This window comes from Pseudomonas sp. GW531-T4 (genome assembly GCF_017349615.1).
GTDB classification, from domain to species: Bacteria; Pseudomonadota; Gammaproteobacteria; order Pseudomonadales; family Pseudomonadaceae; genus Aquipseudomonas; species Aquipseudomonas chlororaphis_I.
In genome coordinates this window covers 22,367-45,117 of the sequence record NZ_JACMZT010000007.1, presented here as the reverse complement: position 1 = coordinate 45,117, position 22,751 = coordinate 22,367, and the positions used below count along the sequence as shown (strand labels likewise).

Below are 22,751 nucleotides of genomic sequence, written 5' to 3'. Positions count from 1 at the left end.
CGGCTGGCCGAGTCGGCGCCTGGGGCGCCCAGCGGCGTTTTCGCACAGCAACCCTTGCCGGGGCGGCTTTGCTCCAATGCCTGCGAGTATATCGATCGACAGGCTCCACGACGACCATCCGGTTCTGATTTTGACTGTCAATTGTGCACATCTATGTGCTTTTTCGAACAATTTGCTATCGTGCCGAACCTGCCAGGCCACAACCAGCGCTGTTGCGGCTTCCAGAACCGACTATAAGAGAAGCCCTTGCCATGACCACTGTGCCTTCGAGCGTCGCGCAGCCCGCGCAACCGGCTCGTCCGTTGACCCGCAATGACTACAAGACCTTGTCGCTGTCCGCTTTGGGCGGCGCGCTGGAGTTCTACGATTTCATCATTTTCGTGTTCTTCGCCACGGTGGTCGGCAAGCTGTTCTTCCCGGCGGACATGCCCGAGTGGCTGCGCCTGATGCAGACCTTCGGGATCTTCGCCGCCGGCTACCTGGCCCGGCCCCTGGGCGGGATTGTCATGGCGCACTTCGGCGACCTGCTCGGGCGCAAGAAGATGTTCACCCTGAGTATTTTCATGATGGCGGTGCCGACCCTGATCATGGGCTTGCTGCCGACTTACGCGCAGATCGGCATGTGGGCGCCGATCCTGTTGCTGCTGATGCGGGTGATCCAGGGCGCGGCCATCGGCGGTGAAGTGCCGGGCGCCTGGGTGTTCGTTTCCGAGCATGTACCGCAGCGGTATATCGGCTACGCCTGCGGCACCCTGACCTCGGGCCTGACCGCCGGCATCCTCCTGGGTTCGCTGGTGGCCACCGCGATCAACAGCATCTACACCCCGGGCGAAGTCGCCGATTACGCCTGGCGGATTCCTTTCCTGTTGGGCGGCGTGTTCGGTCTGTTCTCGGTGTACTTGCGCCGCTGGCTGCACGAAACCCCGGTGTTCGCCGAGCTGCAACTGCGCAAGGCCCTGGCCGAGGAAGTGCCGCTGCGCGCAGTGCTGCGCGACCACCGCAGCGCGATCATTCTCTCGATGCTGCTGACCTGGCTGCTGTCCGCCGGGATCATCGTGGTGATCCTGATGACCCCGACCGTATTGCAGACGGTCTATCACTTCAGCCCGACCACCGCGTTGCAGGCCAACAGCCTGGCGATCGTGTTCCTCAGCCTGGGGTGCGTGGCGTCCGGTGCGCTGGCCGACCGTTTTGGCGCGGGCCGGGTGTTCGTATTCGGCAGTGCGCTGCTGCTGGCGACTTCCTGGACCTTCTACCACAGCCTGCTGGATCATCCGGACTGGCTGTTCCCGCTGTACGCGCTGAACGGCCTGCTGGTGGGCACCATCGGCGCGGTGCCTTATGTGATGGTCAAGGCGTTCCCGGCGGTGGTGCGCTTCAGCGGCCTGTCGTTCTCCTACAACCTGGCCTACGCGATCTTCGGCGGCCTGACGCCGATGGTGGTGACCGCGCTGCTCAAGGAGAGCCCGATGGGCCCGGCCTATTATGTTGCAATTATTTGCAGCATCGGGATCCTGGTCGGCCTGTACCTGTGGAAAAAGGATCGCTGATCCGGGCCTTCCTGTAGCCGCTGCCGCAAGGCCGCAGGCCCTTCTGCGCGCTGACGATCGTCGCGACCCTTCGGGTCGATCGCAGCCTTCGGCAGCGGCTACAAAACCCTCTATAAAAAAAGGCCAGCCTTCCATCGCGAATGCTGGCCTTTCATCTAATTGTCATATTTCAGCCATAGAGTGTTCACACGGCCTACAGATACTTGGCCCGACTTAACACACCCTATCTGCTAGGAGTAAGGCATGAAACTGAAGCGTTTGATGGCGGCAATGACTTTTGTCGCTGCTGGCGTTGCGACTGCCCACGCGGTTGCCGCTGTTGACCCTGCTATCCCGAGCTACACCAAGACCACTGGTGTGTCGGGCAACCTGTCCAGCGTCGGCTCCGATACCCTGGCCAACCTCATGACCCTGTGGGCTGAGCACTACAAGAAAGAATACCCGAACGTAAACATCCAGATTCAGGCCGCTGGCTCCGCCACCGCGCCACCTGCGCTGACCGAAGGCACCTCCAACCTGGGCCCGATGAGCCGCAAGATGAAGGACACCGAACTGGCGGCCTTCGAGCAGAAGTACGGCTACAAGCCAACCGCCATCCCGGTTGCCGTGGACGCCCTGGCGGTGTTCGTGCACAAGGACAACCCGATCCAGCACCTGACCATGGAACAGGTTGACGCGATCTTCTCCTCGACCCGCCTGTGCGGCGCCAAAGCCGACGTCAAGACCTGGGGCGACCTGGGCGTGACCGGCGACCTGGCCAACAAGCCGGTCCAGCTGTTCGGTCGTAACTCGGTATCCGGCACCTACGGCTACTTCAAGGAAGAAGCCCTGTGCAAAGGCGACTACAAGCCTAACGTCAACGAACAGCCAGGTTCGGCTTCGGTGGTCCAGTCCATCAGCTCCTCGCTGAACGGCATCGGCTACTCGGGCATCGGCTACAAGACCGCCAGCGTGAAGACCGTGGCCCTGGCCAAGAAAGGCAGCAGCGACTTCATCGAAGACACCGAAGAAAACGCCCTGAACGGCAAGTACCCGCTGTCCCGCTTCCTGTACGTGTACATCAACAAGGCCCCGAACAAGCCTCTGGCCCCGCTGGAAGCCGAGTTCGTGAAACTGGTTCTGTCGAAACAGGGCCAGGAAGTTGTGGTGAAAGACGGCTACATCCCACTGCCAGCCAAAGTCGCCGCCAAGGCACTGGCTGACCTGGGCCTGCAGGAAGGCGCTGCAGTCGTAAAGAAGTAACACCTTAGGTCCGGGCCAGTCCCGGACCTTGTAGGAGCGAGCGGGCTCGCTCCTACACCCCCCCATTTTCGATCCGCTGCCAGCTCTGCTACGCGGCGGATTTGTTGCGTCACTGCATTGTCATCTTTCTGTCATACAGGATCGCTAGGGTGTGCGCATGAATGATCTGGCCAACTCCACCATGACTCCGACTTCTCCCCCCAAGCGCATTGACTTCAATACGCCTGAGCTGCAACGCAAGCGCCGCATCCGTGCGCTGAAAGATCGCCTGACCCGTTGGTACGTCCTCGTCGGCGGTCTGGCCGTGCTGGCCGCGATCACCTTGATCTTCTTCTTCCTCGCCTATGTCGTGCTGCCCCTGTTCCAGGGCGCCGACCTGACCGCCAAGGACCCGCTGACCCCGGCCTGGATGCAGGACGCCGGCAAGCCGCTGATGTTCTCCCTGGAAGAGCAGAACCAGGTCGGCATGCGGGTTTCCGACAAGGGCCAGGCGCTGTTCTTCGACATCGACAACGGTGCCGAGCTGCGTCGTGTCGACCTGCCGATCCCGGCTGGCGCCACCGTGACCGCCATCGGCAAGGATCAGCCGGGCAGCCCGCTGGTGGTGGTTGGCCTGTCCAACGGCCAGGCGCTGGTGTTCCGTCACACCTATAAGGTCAGCTACCCGGACGGCAAGAAGACCATCTCGCCGGCCATCGAATACCCCTACGGTGAAACCCCGATCGTGCTGAACGAGCAGGGCGGTGCCCTGGAGCACGTCAACCTCAACGCCACCGATTCGGCGCTGGTGGTGGCCGGTTCCAGCGGCGCGCAACTGCACGTGCTGCAGCTGACCCGCGAAGAAAACATGATGACCGGCGAGGTCACCAGCGAGCAGAACCGCATCGAGCTGCCGCAGATGACCGAACCGGTCAAGGCCATGTACATCGACCCGCGCCAACAGTGGCTGTACGTGATCAACGGGCGTGCCCAGGCCGACGTGTTCAGCCTGCGCGACAAGAGCCTCAACGGTCGCTACAAGCTGCTGGAGGATGCCAATGCCGAAGTGACGGCCAGCACCCAGCTGGTGGGCGGCATCTCGCTGATCATCGGTACCTCCAAGGGCGGCCTGGCCCAGTGGTTCATGGCCCGCGATCCGGACGGCGAACTGCGCCTGAAGCAGATCCGCACCTTCCAGATGGGCACCACGCCGATCATCGAAATCACCGCCGAAGAGCGCCGCAAAGGCTTCGTCGCGCTGGACGCCTCGGGCAAGCTCGGCGTGTTCCACAGCACCGCGCACCGCACCCTGCTGGTGGACCAGGTGGTCGAGGGCGAAGGCCTGTTCGGCCTGTCGCCACGGGCCAACCGGGTGATCGTCGAAGCCGGCGGCAAGCTGCAACCGCTGGTGCTCGACAACCCGCATCCGGAAGTGTCCTGGAGCGCGCTGTGGAGCAAGGTCTGGTACGAGAACTACGACGAGCCTAAATACGTCTGGCAATCGACCGCGGCCAACACCGACTTCGAACCCAAGCTGAGCCTCTCGCCCCTGACCTTCGGTACCCTCAAGGCAGCGTTCTACGCAATGCTGCTGGCGGCGCCGCTGGCGGTTGCCGCGGCGATCTACACCGCTTACTTCATGGCCCCGGGCATGCGCCGCAAGGTCAAGCCGGTGATCGAGCTGATGGAGGCGATGCCGACGGTGATCCTCGGCTTCTTCGCCGGCCTGTTCCTCGCGCCTTATGTCGAAGGCCATCTGCCGGGCATCTTCAGCCTGCTGATGCTGCTGCCGATCGGCATCCTGGTGGCCGGTTTCGTCTTCAGCCGCCTGCCCGAGTCGGTGCGCCTCAAGGTGCCGGACGGCTGGGAAAGCGCGATCCTGATCCCGGTGATCATCCTGGTGGGCTGGTTCTCGCTGTACATGAGCCCGTTCATGGAGAACTGGTTCTTCGGCGGCGACATGCGCATGTGGATCTCCCACGACCTGGGCATCACCTACGACCAGCGCAACGCCCTGGTGGTCGGCCTGGCCATGGGTTTCGCGGTGATCCCGAACATCTACTCGATCGCCGAAGACGCCGTGTTCAGCGTGCCGCGCGGCCTGACCCTGGGCTCCCTGGCCCTGGGCGCGACCCCATGGCAGACCATGACCCGCGTGGTGATCCTCACCGCCAGCCCGGGCATTTTCTCGGCGCTGATGATCGGCATGGGCCGCGCGGTCGGCGAAACCATGATCGTGCTGATGGCCACCGGCAACACCCCGGTCATGGAAATGAACCTGTTCGAAGGTCTGCGCACCCTGGCGGCCAACGTCGCGGTGGAAATGCCGGAGTCGGAAGTCGGCGGCAGCCACTACCGCGTGCTGTTCCTCTCGGCGCTGGTGCTGCTGCTGTTCACTTTCGTCATGAACACCCTCGCCGAGCTGATCCGTCAGCGTCTGCGCAAGAAATACTCGTCGCTTTAAGAAAGGTAGAAGTCTGTGAAACAGAACTCCCTGAATGGATGGTTCAAGAGCGGCGCCCCAGGCGTCTGGATCAGCGGTGGCGCGGTGTCCATTGCGGTCATCATGACCATTGGCCTGCTGGCGGTGATTGCCGTGCGCGGCCTGGGCCACTTCTGGCCGGCGGACCTGGTGCATGCCCACTACGACGTACCGGGCCAGGCCAACCACCTGGTCATCGGCGAAGTGGTACAGAAAGAAGAAGTGCCGCGGGCACGCCTGAAGAGCGCCGGCCTGCCGGTGCCGGACGAAGGCCCCGAGTTCATGACCCGCGAGCTGATCAAGGTCGGCAACCGTGACCTGAACGGCAACGACTTCACCTGGATCGTCGGCGACTGGCTGACCAACCAGACCACGCCGCCGGAGCTGATGGCCATCGAGCGGCGCGAGTGGGGCAACTTCTACGGCTACCTGGTCAACGTCAAGCAGGATGGCAAGGTCATCGCCGAAGGCGAAGCGGCCTGGCCGGAACTGCAGGCGCGGATCGAGCGGGTGAGCAAGCTGGCTGCCCAGCTCAAGACCCTGGAGAAAGTCGACATCGGCGCGATCAACGCCGGCCTCGAGCGTATCCGCCTGCACGGTCGCAAACTGGAACTGGACGGCAAGCTCGATGCCGCCGCCCAGGCCGACATGGAAAGCGAACGCGCCGAGCTGAACGCCCGTTACCAGGACGTCGAGACCCGCCTCAGCGACCTGCACGCGCAGTTCAACCGCGACAGCCTCACTGCCCGGGACGCCAACGGCAAGGAAGTGGAAATCAGCCTGGGCAAGGTGGTGCACGCCTACCAGCCGAACGGCATGGGCACCCTGACCAAGATGGGTTTCTACTTCAGCAAGGTCTGGGAATTCCTCAGCGACGACCCGCGTGAAGCCAACACCGAAGGCGGCATCTTCCCGGCGATTTTCGGTACCGTGATGATGACCCTGATCATGGCGATGATCGTGACCCCGTTCGGCGTGCTGGCGGCGGTGTACCTGCGCGAATACGCCAAGCAGAACACCCTGACCCGGGTGATCCGCATCGCGGTGAACAACCTGGCGGGCGTTCCGGCCATCGTCTACGGCGTGTTCGGCCTGGGCTTCTTCGTCTATGTGCTGGGCGGCTCCCTCGACCGCTTGTTCTTCCCGGAAGCCTTGCCGGCGCCGACCTTCGGTACTCCGGGCCTGCTCTGGGCCTCCCTGACTCTGGCGCTGCTGGCGGTGCCGGTGGTGATCGTGGCCACCGAGGAAGGCCTGGCGCGGATTCCCCGCACCGTGCGTGAAGGTTCCCTGGCCCTTGGCGCGACCAAGGCGGAAACCCTGTGGAAGATCGTGCTGCCGATGGCCAGCCCGGCGATGATGACCGGCATGATCCTCGCCGTGGCCCGCGCCGCCGGTGAAGTGGCGCCGCTGATGCTGGTGGGTGTGGTGAAACTGGCGCCGTCGCTGCCGGTGGACGGCAACTACCCGTACCTGCACCTGGACCAGAAGATCATGCACCTGGGCTTCCACATCTACGACGTCGGCTTCCAGAGCCCGAACGTCGAGGCCGCGCGGCCGCTGGTGTACGCCACGGCGCTGTTGCTGGTGCTGGTGATCGCGACCCTCAACCTGTCGGCAGTGTGGATTCGCAACCACCTGCGCGAGAAATACAAGGCTTTGGATAGTTAACACCGCCCCTGTAGGAGCGAAGCTTGCTCGCGAAAGCTGTCTGTCAGTCGCATCATTGTCAAATGTGCCGACGCCTTCGCGGGCAAGCCTCGCTCCTACAAACGGCAACACCTCTGGCCCATTCTGTGAGGCCAGCGGCTCACTGAAACGAATTTGTTAGCGTAGGGAGTTACCCATGCAGCAAGAAGCACATACCCACGGCATCAACATGTCAGCCCTGGGCCGCGACAAGCAGAGCCTGAGCCTGGAGCAGGAAACCGTGGCCATCGAAGTCCCGGGCCTGAGCCTGTTCTACGGTGAGAAACAGGCGCTGTTCGACGTCAGCATGAACATTCCGAAGCAGCGCGTGACCGCCTTCATCGGCCCGTCCGGCTGCGGCAAGTCGACCCTGCTGCGCACCTTCAACCGGATGAACGACCTGGTGGACGGCTGCCGCGTGGAAGGCGAGATCAACCTCTACGGCAACAACATCTACCGCAAGGGCGAAGACGTCGCCGAGCTGCGTCGCCGCGTGGGCATGGTGTTCCAGAAGCCCAACCCGTTCCCTAAAACCATCTACGAGAACGTGGTCTACGGCCTGCGTATCCAGGGCATCAACAAGAAACGCATCCTCGACGAGGCCGTCGAGTGGGCCCTCAAGGGCGCGGCGCTGTGGGACGAGGTCAAGGACCGCCTGCACGACTCGGCGCTCGGCCTGTCCGGTGGTCAGCAGCAGCGTCTGGTGATCGCCCGGACCATCGCCGTGGAACCGGAAGTGCTGCTGCTCGACGAACCCTGCTCGGCACTCGACCCGATTTCCACCCTGAAGGTCGAAGAACTGATCTACGAACTGAAATCGAAGTTCACCATCGTGATCGTGACCCACAACATGCAACAGGCCGCACGCGTCTCCGACTACACGGCGTTCATGTACATGGGCAAACTGGTGGAATTCGGCGACACCGACACCCTGTTCACCAATCCGGCGAAGAAGCAGACCGAAGACTACATCACCGGTCGTTACGGCTAGGAAGCAGCTGCAAGCCGCAAGCTTCAAGCGGCAAGACAGAAATGGTGCGGTACCGGATCAATATTTAACTGCTTGAAGCTTGCAGCTTGAAGCTTGCAACTTTCGCGGAGTGAACAAGATGATTTCGAAGGAAGGCCTTACTCACCACATCTCCCAGCAGTTCAACGCCGAACTCGAGGAGGTGCGTAGCCACCTCCTGGCGATGGGCGGGCTGGTCGAGAAACAAGTCAACGACGCCGTCACCGCGCTGATCGAAGCCGACTCGGGGCTCGCCCAGCAGGTGCGCGAGATCGACGACCAGATCAACCAGATGGAACGCAACATCGACGAAGAATGCCTGCGCATTCTCGCCCGTCGCCAGCCGGCGGCTTCCGACCTGCGCCTGATCATCAGCATCTCCAAGTCGGTGATCGACCTGGAGCGCATCGGCGACGAATCGACCAAGATCGCCCGCCGCGCCATCCAACTGTGCGAAGAAGGCGAGGCCCCGCGCGGCTACGTGGAAGTGCGGCACATCGGCGACCAGGTGCGCAACATGGTCCGCGATGCGCTGGACGCCTTTGCCCGTTTCGACGCCGACCTGGCGCTGTCGGTGGCCCAGTACGACAAGATCATCGACCGTGAGTACAAGACCGCGCTGCGCGAGCTGGCCACCTACATGATGGAAGATCCGCGTTCGATCTCGCGCGTTCTGAGCATCATCTGGGTGCTGCGCTCCCTGGAGCGGATCGGCGACCACGCGCGCAACATCTCGGAGCTGGTGATTTACCTGGTGCGCGGCACCGATGTACGCCATCTGGGGCTCAAGCGGATGAAGGAAGAAGTTGAAGGCACAAGCGCCGAAAGCGCTAATGTTCCGGGTGAAGCTGACGATAAGTAAGGTTGCCCGAGAGAAGCGCCCGGCCCTTTTGGCCGGGCGTTTTCGTTTATGGGGATTGAACTTGAAAAGCAGCGCCCGCGAACGAAAAGTCCTGGCGTGACTGAAGAGTTTTGGCAAAGTGCCATCAGTAAAGCGTTATGCTAGCCGGGATTTTTAAAGGGGTGGTCGATGAGTAAGGTAAGTGTGTTGGTGGTGGATGACGCTTCGTTCATTCGTGACCTGGTGAAGAAGTGTCTGCGCAACTACTTCCCTGGCATCAAGATCGAGGACGCCATCAACGGCCGTAAAGCCCAGGCCCTGCTGGCCCGTGAAGCCTTCGACCTGGTCCTGTGCGACTGGGAAATGCCGGAAATGTCCGGCCTGGAGCTGCTGACCTGGTGCCGCGGCCAGGAAGCGATGAAGGCCATGCCGTTCATCATGGTCACCAGTCGCGGCGACAAGGAGAACGTGGTGCAGGCGATCCAGGCCGGCGTCTCCGGCTACGTCAGCAAACCGTTCACCAACGAGCAGCTGCTGACCAAGGTCAAGCAGGCGCTGAACAAGGTCGGCAAGCTCGACACCCTGATGAACAGCGCGCCGACCAAGATGAACTCGGCGTTCGGCAACGACTCCCTGAGTGCCCTGACCGGCGGCAAGGCCGAAGTCATCGGCGCCGCGCCGGCGGCTGCGGCGGTCAATCCGTTTGCCAAGCCTGCTGTCGTCTCTGCTCCTGCTCCCGCTGCTGCGCCGTCCCGTGGCCTGCTCAACAGCCCGCCGGTGAAGGCGCCGGCTCCTGCCGCCGCTGCGCCTGCCAGTGGTCGCGGCCAGGGCCAGTTGCGCCTGCCCAGCGGTACCCAGCAGTGCGTGATCAAGGCGCTGAGCATCAAGGAGGCGCTGTTGGTGGTGAAGCGTACCGATACGCTGCCGCAGGTGCTCGACAGCGCGGTGCTGGACCTGGAGCAGGGTGACAATGCCGAAGTGGCGCGCCTGAACGGCTACCTGCATGCAGTGGTGGCGTATGAGCCGAAGCCGGACAGCGAGTGGCTGCAGCTGACCTTCCGCTTCGTCGACCAGGATGCGCAGAAGCTCGATTACATCTCCCGCCTGATCGCCCGCGGCACGGCGCAGAAACACTTCGTCCCCGGCGCCTGACGGTTTCCTGCCCCCAGTTTCGCGGGCAACCACGCCTCTGTAGGAGCGAGGCTTGCCCGCGATAGCGTCCGCTCTGACGCTACATTCTCCGGACTGCTGGCCCGCCCCCTGTAGCCGCTGCCGCAGGCTGCGATAAGGCCGAAGGCCTTCAACGATCTCAAACCCCTGCGCCCGTTTCGTCGGAGTGCTGTCCCACTCCAGCACCAGTCCGCGTTTGAATGCGGAGCGAAACCTGCTGCAAACACTTTCCTGTACCAAGCTTCTGCACGCTGACGAAGGTGATCTGGGGCGTGTCACCCAGGCCTTGCATCCGTTGCTGGAGGATGGCTGTGATGTCTTGCAGGCCACGCAGCACAAGGTGTTGGGGGAGAGGCGGTGGTTTGCTGCCGTGTGTCCGATTCTCGGTTTTTCAGGTTGATTTATATCTGTACTGATATAGGTTGTGGTCTGTGCTTTCGGCTTTTCTTGTGCCTGGCCACGCTTTGAAACAACCCGGCCGCGCGCTGTGGCGGTCGGGTTGTTTAACCTCTCCGGGGTCAGTCACGGGAGAGGTTCGATGCCTAGGCACAAGGATGTGGTGTTTGTCGGGAGCGCGCTCCGGGACCTCCGGGCTTTTCCGCTGGATGCGCGAAGGGCCGCAGGTTTTCAACTGGATCTGTTGCAGCAGGGCGAGCAGCCCTATGACTGCCGGTCGATGAAAACCGTGGGGCCGGGAGTGTTCGAGATCAGGATCAGTGAGGATTCAGGGGCGTTTCGGGTGTTTTACGTGGCCAACCGGCCCGCGGCCATTTATGTGCTGCACGCCATGCGCAAGACCACCCGCAAGACCGAAGCGCGGGACATCGAGCTGGCTCGGGCCAGACTTCAGGAGATAAGTGCACGCCATGACCGATCACATGCATACCGAGCGTTTCGCCAGTGTCTGGGACGCGCTCGAAGGTTCGCCGCAGGAAGCCGCCAATATGCGCCTGCGCTCCAAGCTCATGCTGGAACTGGGCAAGACCATCAAGGCCTGGGGCGTTTCGCAGAAGGAGGCCGCCCGGCGGCTCAATATCACCCAGCCGCGACTCAACGACGTGCTCAGCGGCAAGATCAACAAGTTTTCCCTGGATGCGCTGGTCAATCTCTCCGACGCCGCACAACTGGGTGTCGATATCAGTTTCAGTTCGTCGGCAGCGGAACCTCTGGTGCAGGGTTGATTCATACAAAGTCCACGTCGGGCTGCTAGCCTGACTTCAGGCTTTCTTCAGAATCTTGCCCATGTTCACGCACTTGCTGATTTCCTGTGGTCTGTTGCTGGCTACCACCTCGGCCATGGCCATGACCATCTACAAGTCCACCGACGCCAACGGCGTGGTGTCCTACAGCGACCGTCCGTCGCCGGGCGCCCAGGTGTTCGTGTTTCGCGATCGCATGGTCGAGCACCTGGAGCGCCAGGTGCGTCTGGACGTCGAGAAGAGCTGGGGTGTGGACAGCGTCTTTGTGCGTAACGACCTGTATGCGCCGGTGGAGATCGAGCTGGGGTTTACCGGCCTGAAGAACATCCGCAGCGCCCCCAGGCAGCCGATTCGCCGGGTACTGCCGGCCCGCAGCCGACAGCGCCTGGCGCAGCTCACGGCGATGCAGGCGGGCAAGCCGCTGATCTATGTCCCGCAGTTCCGTTATTCCCTGGGCGACCCTGCAGGCGCCGCCCAGGCCTATCGTTACCCGCTGCCCTGGCGTGGCGGCCCCTTTCGCCTGACCCAGGGCGCCAACGGCCGGTACAGCCATTTCGGCCCCAAGAGCCGGTATGCCATGGACATCGCCATGCCCGAGGGCACGCCGATCATCGCGGCGCGGGGCGGGGTGGTGGTGAAGACCGAGAACCGCCAGAGCGGGCGCGGCACCGACCCTTCCGGCAATTTCGTGCGGGTGCTGCACAACGACGGCACCATGGGGGTGTACCTGCACCTCAAGCGCGGCTCGGTATGCGTGCGTGAAGGCCAGCGGGTCGTGGTGGGCAGCCCGCTGGCGCTGTCGGGCAACACCGGCAACAGCAGCGGCCCGCACCTGCACTTCGTGGTGCAGCGCAATACGGGGCTGGGGCTGGTGTCGATTCCCTATCAGTTCAACCAGCCCATCGGCAGCCTGCCGAATTTCGCGCTAGGCAAAAAGTAGCCGTGTAGCCGCTGCCGAAGGCTGCGATCGACCTGGGCGGCACTCCGACGAAGCGGGCGCAGGATCTTGAGATCGCTGAAGGCCTTCGGCCTTATCGCAGCCTTCGGCAGCGGCTACAGGGTGATCGGCGGAGTAGGTGGTAATCGGGGAGGGGGATCGCGAGCAATCGAGCCTCGAGCGGCTGCTCCTACAGATGAACGCGGTTCATTGTAGGAGTGAGCTTGCTCGCGATGAGATCCCTGGCGGTGCTCAATCGAGCATCAACACCTTGGCCAGGACGATTTTCGGGCCTTTCATCTTCTTGATGATGATGCGCAGGCCTTCGACTTCCATGACCTCTTCTTCTTCCGGTACCCGTTTCAGGGTCTCGTAGACCAGGCCGGCGAGGGTTTCGGCCTCGATATGGTCCAGGTCGATGCCCAGCAGGCGTTCCACCTTGAACAGCGGGGTATCGCCGCGCACCAGCAACTTGCCGGGCTGGTAGGCGAGGATGCCGCGCTCGGCCTTGCGGTGTTCGTCCTGGATGTCGCCGACCAGCACTTCCAGCACGTCTTCCATGGTCAGGTAGCCGATGATCTTGCCGTCGGCTTCCTCCACCAGGGCGAAGTGGGAACCGCCTTTACGGAACTGTTCCAGCAGCTGCGACAGCGGCATATGGCGGGAAACGCGTTCCAGCGGGCGGGTCAGCTCGGCCAGGTTGAACGATTCGGGGATATGGTCCAGCGCCGCCAGTTCCAGCAGCAGGTCCTTGATGTGCAGCAGGCCGACGAACTCGTTGCGCTCGCTGTCGTAGACCGGGTAGCGGCTGAACTTGTGGCGGCGGAACAGGGCAAGAATCTGCTTCAGCGGCGCGTTGAACTCCACGCTGATCAGGTCTTCCCGGGAATTGGCCCAGTCCACCACTTCCAGCTCGCCCATTTCCACGGCCGAGGCCAGCACGCGCATGCCCTGGTCGCTGGGGTCCTGGCCCCGGCTGGAGTGCAGGATCAGCTTCAGTTCTTCGCGGCTGTAGTGGTGTTCGTGATGCGGGCCGGGCTCGCCCTGGCCAGCGATGCGCAGGATGGTGTTGGCGCTGGCGTTGAGCAGGTAGATCGCCGGGTACATCAGCCAGTAGAACAGGTACAGCGGCACCGCCGTCCACAGCGACAGCAGCTCGGGCTTGCGGATCGCCCAGGACTTGGGCGCCAGCTCGCCGACCACGATGTGCAGGTAGGAAATGATGAAGAAGGCGGTAAAGAACGACACGCCCTTGACCACTTCCGGCGAGTCCACGCCCACGGCGCTGAGCAGCGGCGCCAGCAGGTGCGCGAAGGCCGGCTCACCGACCCAGCCCAGGCCGAGGGAGGCCAGGGTGATCCCCAGCTGGCACGCGGAAAGGTAGGCATCCAGCTGGCTGTGGACGGTGCGCAGGATCTGCCCGCGCCAGCCGTTCTTGTGGGCGATGGCCTCGACCCGGGTCGAGCGCAGTTTGACCATGGCGAACTCGGCGGCTACGAAAAAGCCGTTGAGCAGAACCAGGAGCAGTGCAAAAAGAATCATGCCGAAGTCGGCGAAAAGAGACGCGAGGGTAAAACCAGGGGAAGGGTCCATGATGGAGTTTTGCGGGTTCCGTGTATTCGAAAAAGAGAGAAATGCGCGGCGCAATGGCAGGCGCAAGCCAGCCAATGTAGCGGCTGGCAGGGCGATTGCCTAGTGGCGCGTGGCTGTCACCGCTGGTCGGTCAGGGTGCCGGCGCGGAATCTTTTCACCTGGGCCGGGGCGAAATGGCAGGTAAAGGTGCTGCCGTGGCCGGGTACGCTGCTGATCTCCAGGCGCGCCCGGTGGCGCAGCAGCACGTGCTTGACGATGGCCAGGCCCAGGCCGGTGCCGCCGGTGTTGGAGTTGCGGCTGGAGTCGACCCGGTAGAAGCGTTCGGTCAGACGCGGCAAGTGCTTGCTGTCGATGCCGATCCCCGAGTCCTGCACGCTCAGGTGCGCGCCTTGCTCGTCGCCCCACCAGCGGATGCGGATGTTGCCCTCGGCCGGGGTGTATTTCACGGCGTTGAACACCAGGTTGGAAAAGGCGCTGCGCAGTTCCGCCTCGCTGCCCTTGAGCTGGATCTGCGCGTCGGCTTCCAGGGTGATGCGCTGGTTTCGCTCCCCGGACAGCGCCTGGGCATCGCTCTTGATCGATTGCAGCAGCGCATCGATCGGCACCGGCTGGTTGTCCGACGGGTAGTCGGTGGCTTCCAGCTTGGCCAACAGCAGCAGGTCGTTGAGCAGGGTCTGCATGCGCCCGCCTTGCTGCTGCATCTGCTGCAGGGCGCGGCTCCAGCGTGGGTTCACTTCCTCGACGTTGTCGAGCAGGGTTTCCAGGTAGCCACAGATCACCGTCAGCGGCGTGCGCAGCTCGTGGGAGACGTTGGCGATGAAGTCCTTGCGCATCTGTTCCAGCTGGTGGATGCGGGTCACGTCGCGCACCAGCATCAGGTGTTCGTTGTTGCCGTAGCGGGTGATGTACAGCTGGATGCGTATCCGGTCGTTGGTCGGCGAGGGGATCTCCAGTGGCTCGTTGTAATTGTCCTGCTCGAAATATTCCTTGAAGCGCGGATGGCGCACCAGGTTGGTCACCGGCTGGCCGCTGTCCTGCGGGGTCTTCAGGCCCAGCAGGGTTTCCGCGGCGCGGTTCCACCACTCCAGGTTGCCGTCGCTGTCGAGCATGATCACCGCGTCTTTCAGCGCCGCAGTGGACTCCTGGACCCGGTCGATCACCGCTTGCAGGCGCCCGCGCACCCGTTGGTCGCGGCGTTGCAGGTGATAGATGCTGTCGAACACCTCGCCCCAAAGACCGTAGCCATCGGGCGGTGCTTCATCGGGTTGGTGCAGGCGCAGCCATTCGTGCAGGCGCAGCAGTTGCTTGAGGGTCCAGGCCAGATAGATCCCCAGGCCGAGGGCCAGGCTCCAGCCGTAGTAACCGCTGATCAGGCCGACCAGCAGGCAGCCGGTGACCAACAGCAGCATGTGGCGAATCAGGGTGCCATGCCAGTTCTGGTTCACTTGGGATCCTTAGCGGATCAGCTGCAAGTTGCAAGCTACAAGCTGCAAGGTTGAAGCGGATCTGCGTTTGCTTTTGCTCTTTCTTGCAGCTTGAGGCTTGCAGCTTTCTCAACTTTTAGTTGAGAACCGGTAGCCGGTGCCGCGCACGGTTTGTACCAGATTCTCGTAGGCATCGCCCAAGGCTTTGCGCAGGCGGCGGATATGCACGTCGACGGTACGCTCTTCGACGTAGACGTTGCCGCCCCAGACCTGGTCCAGCAACTGGCCGCGGGTGTAGGCGCGCTCCTGGTGGGTCATGAAGAATTGCAGCAGGCGGTATTCGGTCGGGCCCATCTCGGCCGGTTTGCCGTCGATGGTCACGCGGTGGCTGATCGGGTCCAGCAGCAGGCCGCCGACTTCAATCGGCGCCTCGCCGTCGGTCGGGCCGGCGCGGCGCAGCACGGCCTTGAGGCGCGCGACCAGCTCGCGAGGGGAGAACGGCTTGGTGATGTAGTCGTCGGCGCCGACTTCCAGGCCCTGGATCTTGTTGTCCTCTTCGCCCTTGGCGGTGAGCATGATGATCGGGATGTCACCGGTCAGCTCATCGCGTTTCAGGCGCCGGGCCAGCTCGATGCCGGAGGTGCCGGGCAGCATCCAGTCGAGCAGGATCAGGTCGGGCTTGCGGTCGACGATGATGGCATGGGCCTGCTGGGAGTTCTCCGCCTCCAGGCAGTCGTAGCCGGCCATTTCCAACGCAACGGCGATCATTTCGCGAATGGGCGCTTCGTCGTCAACGATCAGAATGCTCCTGCCAACCATGCTTAATCCTCTTGTCATTTAACTGTCTTGCGCCGCATTAGATAACGGAATTATTGCAGTCGTGTGACAGTATTTTAGGTGCTGGGGCGAGGGCTGCATTCGTGGACTAAGCTTTGGGTCCGAATCCTGACAACCACCAAAGAAGGTTTCTATGACTCAACTCACGCAATCCTGGAAAACCCTGTTGCTGAGCGCTGCGCTGGCCCTGCCTGGGCTGGCGTTCGCCGCAGAACCGGCAATGGTCAAGGACGGTATGTTCGTCGATCTCAAGGGCATGACCTTGTACACCTTTGCCAAGGACGCCGATGGCAAGTCCATGTGTAACGACAAGTGCGCCGCCAACTGGCCGCCGCTGATGGCCGCCAGCGGCGACAAGGCCATGGGCGAGTGGACCGTCATCAAGCGTGACGACGGTTCCATGCAGTGGGCCTACGACGGCAAGCCGCTGTACACCTTCGTGATGGACAAGAAAGCCGGTGACATGACCGGCGACGGCAAGATGGACGGCGCCTGGAAAGTAGCCAAGCCTGATTGATGGCAGGGCGATTATCGCGGGCCAGCCTCTTTCCTGCGCAGGAGCGAGGCTGGCCCGCGATCACGATCCTCAGCGCACCGCGTAATCCACGACTATCCCCAGGAAAATCGCCAACCCCGCCCAGTGGTTATGCAGGAAGGCCTTGAAGCACTTCATCCGGTCGCGATCGCGGGTGTACCAGAACTCCCAGGCAAAACACCCGGCCGCCACCAGCAAACCCAGGTGGAACCAGATACCCAACTCGAAACGCGCGCCCGCCAGCAGCAGGCACCCCAGCGCCAGGCCCTGCAGGGTCAGGATGATCACCCGGTCGGCTTCGCCGAACAGGATCGCGGTGGATTTCACCCCGATCTTCAGGTCGTCGTCGCGGTCGGTCATCGCGTAATAGGTGTCATAACCCACGGTCCACAGCAGGTTGGCGATGTACAACAGCCAGGCGGTGGCCGGCAGCTCGCCGGTCTCGGCGGTGAAGGCCATCGGGATGCCCCAGGAGAACGCGGCGCCCAGCACCACTTGCGGGTAATAGGTGTAGCGCTTCATGAAGGGGTAGGTGGCCGCCAGGGCCAGGCCGCCCAGCGACAGCCAGATGGTCGCCGCGTTGGTGCACAGCACCAGCAGGAAGCTGATGAACATCAGCACGGCGAAGAACACCAGGGCTTCCTTGGAACTGATCTTGCCGCTGACCAGCGGACGCTGTTCGGTGCGCTTCACGTGGCCGTCGACCTTGCGGTCGGCCCAGTCGTTGATCACGCAACCGCCGGCCCGGGTGAGGGTCACGCCGAGGACGAAAATCACGATATTGGCCAGCGATGGCGAGCCTTCGCCGGCAATCCACAGGGCCCAGAGGGTCGGCCAGAGCAGCAGGTAGATGCCGATCGGCTTGTCCATGCGGGTCAGCTGGATAAAGTCCCAGGCGCGCGGATTCAGGCGGTTGAGGGATTTGAGCAGGCTCTGATACATCAGCGGTTCTCCGGCTGGGCGCCGACGGCGCTCCACAGGGACGGCAGGAAGATTTCGGCGACCAGCACGCTCAGGGTTGCGCGATCGAAGCGTGAACGGCGGGCCCAGAGGTCATCGGCTTGCACCTCGTCGGGCAGCCACGGGCGTGGGTAATGGCAGACCTCGATGGGGCGGCGCGCAAAGGCCTGGTCGCAGAACAGCAGTTCGCCCAGGGAGCGGCTGCCCAGTTCGTCCATGTTCAGCCCGCCATCCTGCAGGGCGCTACGGGCCGCCACGCTGCGGGCGAATACCCAGGCCTGGCCGTGACCGCGCAGATACACCTCGCGTACCCAGCCCTGGCTACCTAGCGGCAGGTCCAGCGCGGCGCATTCGTCGGCACGCAGGGTCTGCCAGCCCTCGACCAGCGGCGTCACGCTGAAACCGTCATTGGAGAGACGGGTCAGGCGCCGGGTCAGCGAACCTTCATCGAACAGCCAATCGAGGGTCTGTGCGTCGGGGAGGGGCGTCAGCCGGCTTTGCGAGAGCCAGTCCGGGGTGGAAAATGGAGAGATTGAGTGCGGCACAGTGGGTCATTATTGGCAGCAAATGAGGCCGCGAGCTTAGCATGGCGACAGGCGATTTTGCCGCAATGGAGCGGCCGTCCGCAGCGAACGTGCTTGCATCCGTCGGTGCTCATCAGTACAAAACGCGCTGGGCCGGACGCGCCCCCTGGCGTCATCCAGAGTCGATTCATCGACCATCCCGCCGGCAACAGCCTGAGAACCTGAGGAAACGCGTAAATGAAAAAGTGGCAATGTGTGGTCTGCGGCCTGATCTACAACGAAGCCGACGGCTGGCCGGACGACGGAATCGTGCCCGGTACCCGCTGGGAAGACGTGCCTGAAGACTGGCTCTGCCCGGATTGCGGAGTCGGCAAAATGGATTTCGAAATGATCGAGATCGGCTGATCACAACCTGGTGATCCCCTGAACCTGAAGGAGTAAGGAATGAACGCACCTGTCGTCATCGTGGGCACCGGGCTGGCCGGCTACAACCTGGCCCGAGAGTTTCGCAAGCTCGATAGCGAAACGCCGCTGCTGCTGATTACCGCCGATGACGGACGTTCCTATTCCAAGCCGATGCTTTCCACCGGCTTCGGCAAGAACAAGGAAGCCGACGGCCTGAGCATGGCCGAGCCCGGCGCCATGGCCGAGCAGTTGAAGGCCGAGGTGCGCACCCATACCCGCATCAGCGGCATCGACCCTGGCCACAAGCGCCTGTGGATTGGTGAAGAAGCGGTGAACTACCGCGACCTGATCCTCGCCTGGGGCGCGGAAACCGTGCGCGTACCGGTGGAGGGCGATGCCGGCGACCTGATCTTCCCGATCAACGACCTGGAAGACTACGCGCGCTTTCGCGCGGCCGCGGCCGGCAAGCGCCGGGTGTTGCTGCTGGGCGCCGGCCTGATCGGCTGCGAGTTCGCCAACGACCTGATCCTCGGCGGTTATGAAGTGGACCTGGTAGCGCCTTGCGAGCAGGTCATGCCGACGCTGTTGCATCCTGCGGCAGCTGCCGCGGTACAGGCCGGGCTGGAAAGCCTGGGCGCGCGCTTCCACCTGGGGCCGGTGCTCAATCGCTTGCAGCGCACAGCGGATGGCCTCGAAGCGCATCTGTCCGACGGCGAGGTGATCGCCTGCGATCTGGTGGTGTCGGCGATCGGCCTGCGCCCACGCATCGACCTGGCCGCCGCCGCGGGGTTGATGGTCAACCGCGGGGTGGTGGTGGACCGGCATCTCAAGACGTCCCACGCCAACATCTATGCCTTGGGCGACTGCGCCGAGGTCGATGGGCTGAATTTGCTGTACGTCATGCCCCTCATGAGTTGTGCGCGAGCGCTGGCACAAACCCTGGCGGGTAACCCGACGGCAGTCAGTTACGGGCCGATGCCGATCACCGTGAAAACCCCGGTCTGTCCATTGGTGGTTTCGCCACCGCCACGCGGCCTGGAAGGCGTGTGGGCGGTCGAGGGGCAGGGCGCCGACATCAAGGCGCTGTGCCGCGATGCCAGCGGCAAGCTGCTGGGTTATGCCCTGACCGGGGCCGCGGTCATGGAGAAATTGGCCCTGAACAAGGAGCTTCCCGGCTTATTGGCCTAAATACCGGTCGTTCTGTCGGAATAATCATGTGTTTGCCGCTACAAAGGTCGCGCAGAGACTGGCGCCACTCCTAACCGCGTGCCATCCTCACACCCGTCTGCCGCAGAGTAGAGCCTGCGGCGCCTTGGGCGCTGTTCCGGAAGAACAGCACGGACATAACAACAAAAAACCGTCAAAGAGGCTTCACTATGCGTAAACCAGAACTCGCCGCTGCAATTGCTGAAAAAGCGGATCTGACCAAAGAGCAAGCCAACCGCGTTCTCAACGCCGTTCTCGAAGAAATCACCGGCGCCCTGCATCGTAAAGACAGCGTCACCCTGGTAGGTTTCGGAACCTTCCTGCAGCGTCACCGTGGCGCCCGTACCGGCAAGAACCCGCAAACCGGTGAGCCGGTGAAGATCAAGGCCAGCAACACCGTAGCCTTCAAGCCAGGCAAATCGCTGAAAGACAGCGTCAATCCATAACTGTTGCGAACTCCCTCGATAGCAGGGAGAACCGTATTGAAAAATGGGCAAGCCGATACTTCGGATGCCCATTTTTTATGGGTGGCTTTTCCGTATATAAAGAACAGGAATGCATGAAGCAAGTTTCGTTAGAACTCCATCTGTACTGTTCAAAAAACATACAGATTGTTGCGATAGCAAACTACCGTCTCGAGTGCCATCATATTGGTGGCACTTTTCAAAGTTAGGTGTTGTACGCGGACTGCACTTTTTTATAAAAGTTCAAAATTAAGATTGTTCCCGTATCCGGCACTTTTCGACTCTGTCTGGCATTGTCCCTTAATCGTTGAATCGTTCTCTGGTTTATATCGCGCAAGGCTCTGGCCGGCGGCTCCCAGCGTTTCTGGTTGAAATAGGGATTCAACTGACTGCCTAAGGGGAACCCCTGTCATATATAAGGCAATCTCTTACGAGCAGCCGATGACAGTTCGTCTTGTCGTTTGAAGGGATGCTTGCTAGTGGCCATCATACTGATTACGATGCGCGCTCTTGAAAGAGCAGGCTCAATTGGATGAGTACGCTCTTCGATACTGTCCAGCACGTGAAAAAAGTCTCGCGTGCGTATAGACCGTAATCTCAAAAAAGGCCATGGATGTCCTACTCAAGTAAACTTTCTGCCCATTACCTCGACCTCGCCAAGGCCTCTGTTTCCAAAGAGAGTTTTGCGGGCGAGGACGTTCGCTTCTCCAGCGAATACGAGGCACTGGAAAGTGAGCTGGGCAAAGCCCAATCCATGCACGAAAGCGGCCAGATCGACTGGCTGAAAATCCTCGAAAACAGTGAAGCGCTGCTGCGTATCCAGTCCAAGGATCTGCGGGTGGCCGCCTGGCTCACCTGGGCCTTGTATCAGCGTGAATCCTTCCCCGGCCTGCTGGCCGGCCTTGGTCTTCTGCAGCACCTGTGCGAACAGCATTGGGCGCAGATCCACCCCGCCAAACTGCGTACCCGGGCTGCCGCCATCGGCTGGCTGGTGCCGCGTCTCGAGCAGGTGCTGGGCGAAAACATCGCGATCAAGGAGCAACTGCCGCTGTTCCGCCGTCTGGTGGAACACCTGGAAGGGCTCGATACCGTGCTCACCGAGCATCTGGGCGACAACGCGCCCTTGCTGCTGCCGATCTGCCGGCGGCTGTCGACCATGGTCCAGCGCGCCGCCGACAACCAGCCGGAACCCGGCGCCGTGGGCGCGGTGGTGGCGCAGGTCAAGCAGGCCGCGACCCAGCTGTTCACGCCCGGCGCGCCGATCGACAACGAGAAGGAAGCGCAGAAGGCCCTGCGCGCGTTGCAGGAAAACGCCCGGCCGCTGAGCGCCTGGTGGCTCAAGCAGAAGGCCACCGATGTGCGCGCCCTGCGCCTGAACCGCACCATGCTGTGGTTGCCCATCGATGCCGTCCCGGAGCGCAATGCCGAGCAGATCACCGCGTTGCGCGGGTTGCCGGCCGACAAGCTCAAGACCTATCAGGAACGTTTTACCAACGGGCAGTACGCCGACCTGCTGGTGGAGCTCGAAGCCAGCCTGGCCAGGGCGCCGTTCTGGTTCGACGGCCAGCGCATGGTCTGGGAATGCCTGCAGGGGCTGAACGCCGACCAGGCGATGCGCGAAGTGGAGTTTCACTTCGCACTCCTGTTGCAGCGTCTGCCGGGGGTGGTCGAACTGCGTTTCCACGACGGCGCGCCTTTTGCCGATCCGGCCACCCGCAGCTGGATCAGCGCTCACGTCATGCCCCATCTGCAAAGCGCCAGTGCGCCGCGCAAGGTCGAAGCGACCACCAGCCAGCCGGCCTGGGAAGAAGCCCTCGAAGAGGTCTTGCCGATCCTGCGCAAGGACGGCCTCAAGGCCGCCGTGCAGGTCCTCAAGCAAGGCCTGCAGAACGCCCACGGCGGGCGGGTGCGGTTCTTCTGGCAGTTCAGCCTGGCGCGGCTGTGCTTCATGGCCAAGAAATACGAACTGGCCAAGACCCAGCTTGAAACCCTTGATCAAGAATTACTGAGCTCGGGCCTGCATGCCTGGGAGCCGGATCTTGCGTTGGAAGTGCTGCACCTCCTGCATAGCTGCTGTGAGTTGTTGCCGCAGAACCACGCAGTGCGAGAACGCAAGGAAGAGATTTATCGCAGGCTGTGCCACCTCGACCTCGAAGTGGTACTCGAATAGGCCCCAGGGCCAACAACCGCAAGGAGAAAAGCCATGGCCAAAGAAGGCTCGGTAGCCCCCAAGGAACGCATCAACGTCACCTTCAAACCCGCCACCGGCGGTGCTCAGGAAGAGATTGAACTGCCGTTGAAGCTACTGGCAATCGGTGATTACACCCAGCGCGTGGACGAGCGCAAAGTGGAAGACCGCAAGCCGATCAGCATCGACAAAATGACGTTCGACGAAGTGCTGGCCAAGCAGGAGCTGAGCCTGACGCTGAGCGTGCCTAACCGTCTTCAGGAAGAGGGCGACACCGAAGAGCTGGCGGTCAAGCTGCGCGTCAACTCGATGAAGGACTTCAACCCGGCCAGCCTGGTCGAGCAAGTGCCTGAGCTGAAAAAACTGATGGAACTGCGCGACGCGCTGGTGGCCCTCAAGGGTCCGCTGGGTAACGCCCCTGCATTCCGTAAAGCCATCGAAGGCGTACTCGCCGACGACGAATCGCGCGGTCGTGTACTCGGTGAGCTGGGCCTGAACGCCGCAGCCACCGAAGCCTGAG

The 22,751-nt window shown here is 62.4% G+C and carries 20 protein-coding genes and 1 pseudogene; 16 read left to right on the top strand and 5 right to left on the bottom strand.

The features are described from left to right. The first annotated feature begins 251 nt into the window (after positions 1-251). From J4D28_RS07405 to J4D28_RS07360, 10 genes and pseudogenes are all read left to right on the top strand, one after another. The gene (locus J4D28_RS07405; protein ID WP_103331566.1) at positions 252-1,550 is read left to right on the top strand and encodes an MFS transporter; all 1,299 of its coding nucleotides are present in this window, start codon (positions 252-254) and stop codon (positions 1,548-1,550) included. A gap of 243 nt (positions 1,551-1,793) precedes the next feature. Continuing rightward, complete coding sequence (locus J4D28_RS07400) at positions 1,794-2,792, top strand: phosphate ABC transporter substrate-binding protein PstS family protein (RefSeq protein ID WP_007928520.1); 999 nt, start codon at positions 1,794-1,796, stop codon at positions 2,790-2,792. Positions 2,793-3,201: 409 nt separating this feature from the next. Further along, entirely contained in the window at positions 3,202-5,235 is a 2,034-nt protein-coding gene (locus J4D28_RS07395; protein ID WP_172833406.1) for an ABC transporter permease subunit, read from the top strand. 15 nt (positions 5,236-5,250) lie between these two features. Then, complete coding sequence (pstA, locus tag J4D28_RS07390) at positions 5,251-6,921, top strand: phosphate ABC transporter permease PstA (protein WP_103331565.1); 1,671 nt, start codon at positions 5,251-5,253, stop codon at positions 6,919-6,921. 175 nt (positions 6,922-7,096) lie between these two features. Then, a complete protein-coding gene (gene pstB, locus J4D28_RS07385; protein ID WP_009051604.1) occupies positions 7,097-7,930 on the top strand; it encodes a phosphate ABC transporter ATP-binding protein PstB in 834 nt (277 codons plus the stop codon). 118 nt (positions 7,931-8,048) lie between these two features. Further along, positions 8,049-8,810 carry a phosphate signaling complex protein PhoU gene (gene phoU / locus J4D28_RS07380; protein WP_007928528.1) on the top strand — a complete coding sequence of 254 codons (762 nt, stop codon included), beginning with the start codon at positions 8,049-8,051 and terminating at the stop codon, positions 8,808-8,810. A 168-nt stretch (positions 8,811-8,978) separates the two neighbouring features. Next, positions 8,979-9,941, top strand: coding sequence for a response regulator (locus J4D28_RS07375; RefSeq protein WP_016703129.1), 963 nt, complete (start codon positions 8,979-8,981; stop codon positions 9,939-9,941). Positions 9,942-10,497: 556 nt separating this feature from the next. Next, a pseudogene (locus J4D28_RS07370) lies at positions 10,498-10,818 on the top strand (type II toxin-antitoxin system RelE/ParE family toxin); the annotation flags it as partial. A gap of 7 nt (positions 10,819-10,825) precedes the next feature. Next, positions 10,826-11,140, top strand: coding sequence for a helix-turn-helix domain-containing protein (locus tag J4D28_RS07365; RefSeq protein WP_016703130.1), 315 nt, complete (start codon positions 10,826-10,828; stop codon positions 11,138-11,140). A gap of 61 nt (positions 11,141-11,201) precedes the next feature. Continuing rightward, a complete protein-coding gene (locus tag J4D28_RS07360; RefSeq protein ID WP_103331564.1) occupies positions 11,202-12,098 on the top strand; it encodes a peptidoglycan DD-metalloendopeptidase family protein in 897 nt (298 codons plus the stop codon). Positions 12,099-12,347: 249 nt separating this feature from the next. Here J4D28_RS07360 and J4D28_RS07355 read toward each other — a convergent pair whose 3' ends face one another. From J4D28_RS07355 to phoB, 3 genes are all read right to left on the bottom strand, one after another. Then, positions 12,348-13,688: a hemolysin family protein gene (locus J4D28_RS07355; RefSeq protein WP_009051600.1), complete on the bottom strand. Its 1,341-nt coding sequence runs from the start codon at positions 13,686-13,688 to the stop codon at positions 12,348-12,350. Between the two features lie 116 nt (positions 13,689-13,804). Continuing rightward, positions 13,805-15,097 (bottom strand): phosphate regulon sensor histidine kinase PhoR, encoded by a 1,293-nt coding sequence (phoR, locus tag J4D28_RS07350; RefSeq protein WP_219733807.1) that lies wholly within the window; start codon positions 15,095-15,097, stop codon positions 13,805-13,807. Positions 15,098-15,241: 144 nt separating this feature from the next. Continuing rightward, positions 15,242-15,931, bottom strand: coding sequence for a phosphate regulon transcriptional regulator PhoB (phoB, locus tag J4D28_RS07345; protein WP_016703132.1), 690 nt, complete (start codon positions 15,929-15,931; stop codon positions 15,242-15,244). Positions 15,932-16,082: 151 nt separating this feature from the next. Between phoB and J4D28_RS07340 the strand changes: the two genes are divergently transcribed. Continuing rightward, on the top strand, positions 16,083-16,466 hold the full coding sequence (locus J4D28_RS07340; RefSeq protein WP_103331562.1) for a hypothetical protein: 384 nt from the start codon (positions 16,083-16,085) through the stop codon (positions 16,464-16,466). A gap of 69 nt (positions 16,467-16,535) precedes the next feature. On the opposite strand, the gene ubiA is transcribed toward J4D28_RS07340, so the two are convergent. Together ubiA and J4D28_RS07330 are read right to left on the bottom strand one after the other, a co-directional pair. Then, on the bottom strand, positions 16,536-17,426 hold the full coding sequence (ubiA, locus tag J4D28_RS07335; protein ID WP_009051597.1) for a 4-hydroxybenzoate octaprenyltransferase: 891 nt from the start codon (positions 17,424-17,426) through the stop codon (positions 16,536-16,538). Then, positions 17,426-17,989 carry a chorismate lyase gene (locus J4D28_RS07330; protein ID WP_009051596.1) on the bottom strand — a complete coding sequence of 188 codons (564 nt, stop codon included), beginning with the start codon at positions 17,987-17,989 and terminating at the stop codon, positions 17,426-17,428. Before J4D28_RS07330 ends, ubiA begins: the two co-directional genes overlap by 1 nt. A 216-nt stretch (positions 17,990-18,205) precedes the next feature. On the opposite strand from J4D28_RS07330, the gene J4D28_RS07325 reads away from it, so the two are divergent. The 5 genes from J4D28_RS07325 to tssB all read left to right on the top strand — a co-directional run bounded on the left by J4D28_RS07325 (position 18,206) and on the right by tssB (position 22,750). Further along, positions 18,206-18,373, top strand: coding sequence for a rubredoxin (locus J4D28_RS07325; protein WP_009051595.1), 168 nt, complete (start codon positions 18,206-18,208; stop codon positions 18,371-18,373). A gap of 39 nt (positions 18,374-18,412) precedes the next feature. Then, positions 18,413-19,561, top strand: coding sequence for an NAD(P)/FAD-dependent oxidoreductase (locus J4D28_RS07320; protein ID WP_009051594.1), 1,149 nt, complete (start codon positions 18,413-18,415; stop codon positions 19,559-19,561). A 188-nt stretch (positions 19,562-19,749) separates the two neighbouring features. Further along, positions 19,750-20,025 (top strand): HU family DNA-binding protein, encoded by a 276-nt coding sequence (locus J4D28_RS07315; protein ID WP_003213368.1) that lies wholly within the window; start codon positions 19,750-19,752, stop codon positions 20,023-20,025. Between the two features lie 631 nt (positions 20,026-20,656). Continuing rightward, positions 20,657-22,213 (top strand): type VI secretion system protein TssA, encoded by a 1,557-nt coding sequence (gene tssA / locus J4D28_RS07310; protein WP_041985148.1) that lies wholly within the window; start codon positions 20,657-20,659, stop codon positions 22,211-22,213. Positions 22,214-22,246: 33 nt separating this feature from the next. Beyond that, on the top strand, positions 22,247-22,750 hold the full coding sequence (gene tssB, locus J4D28_RS07305; protein ID WP_007930286.1) for a type VI secretion system contractile sheath small subunit: 504 nt from the start codon (positions 22,247-22,249) through the stop codon (positions 22,748-22,750). Position 22,751 lies beyond the last annotated feature (1 nt).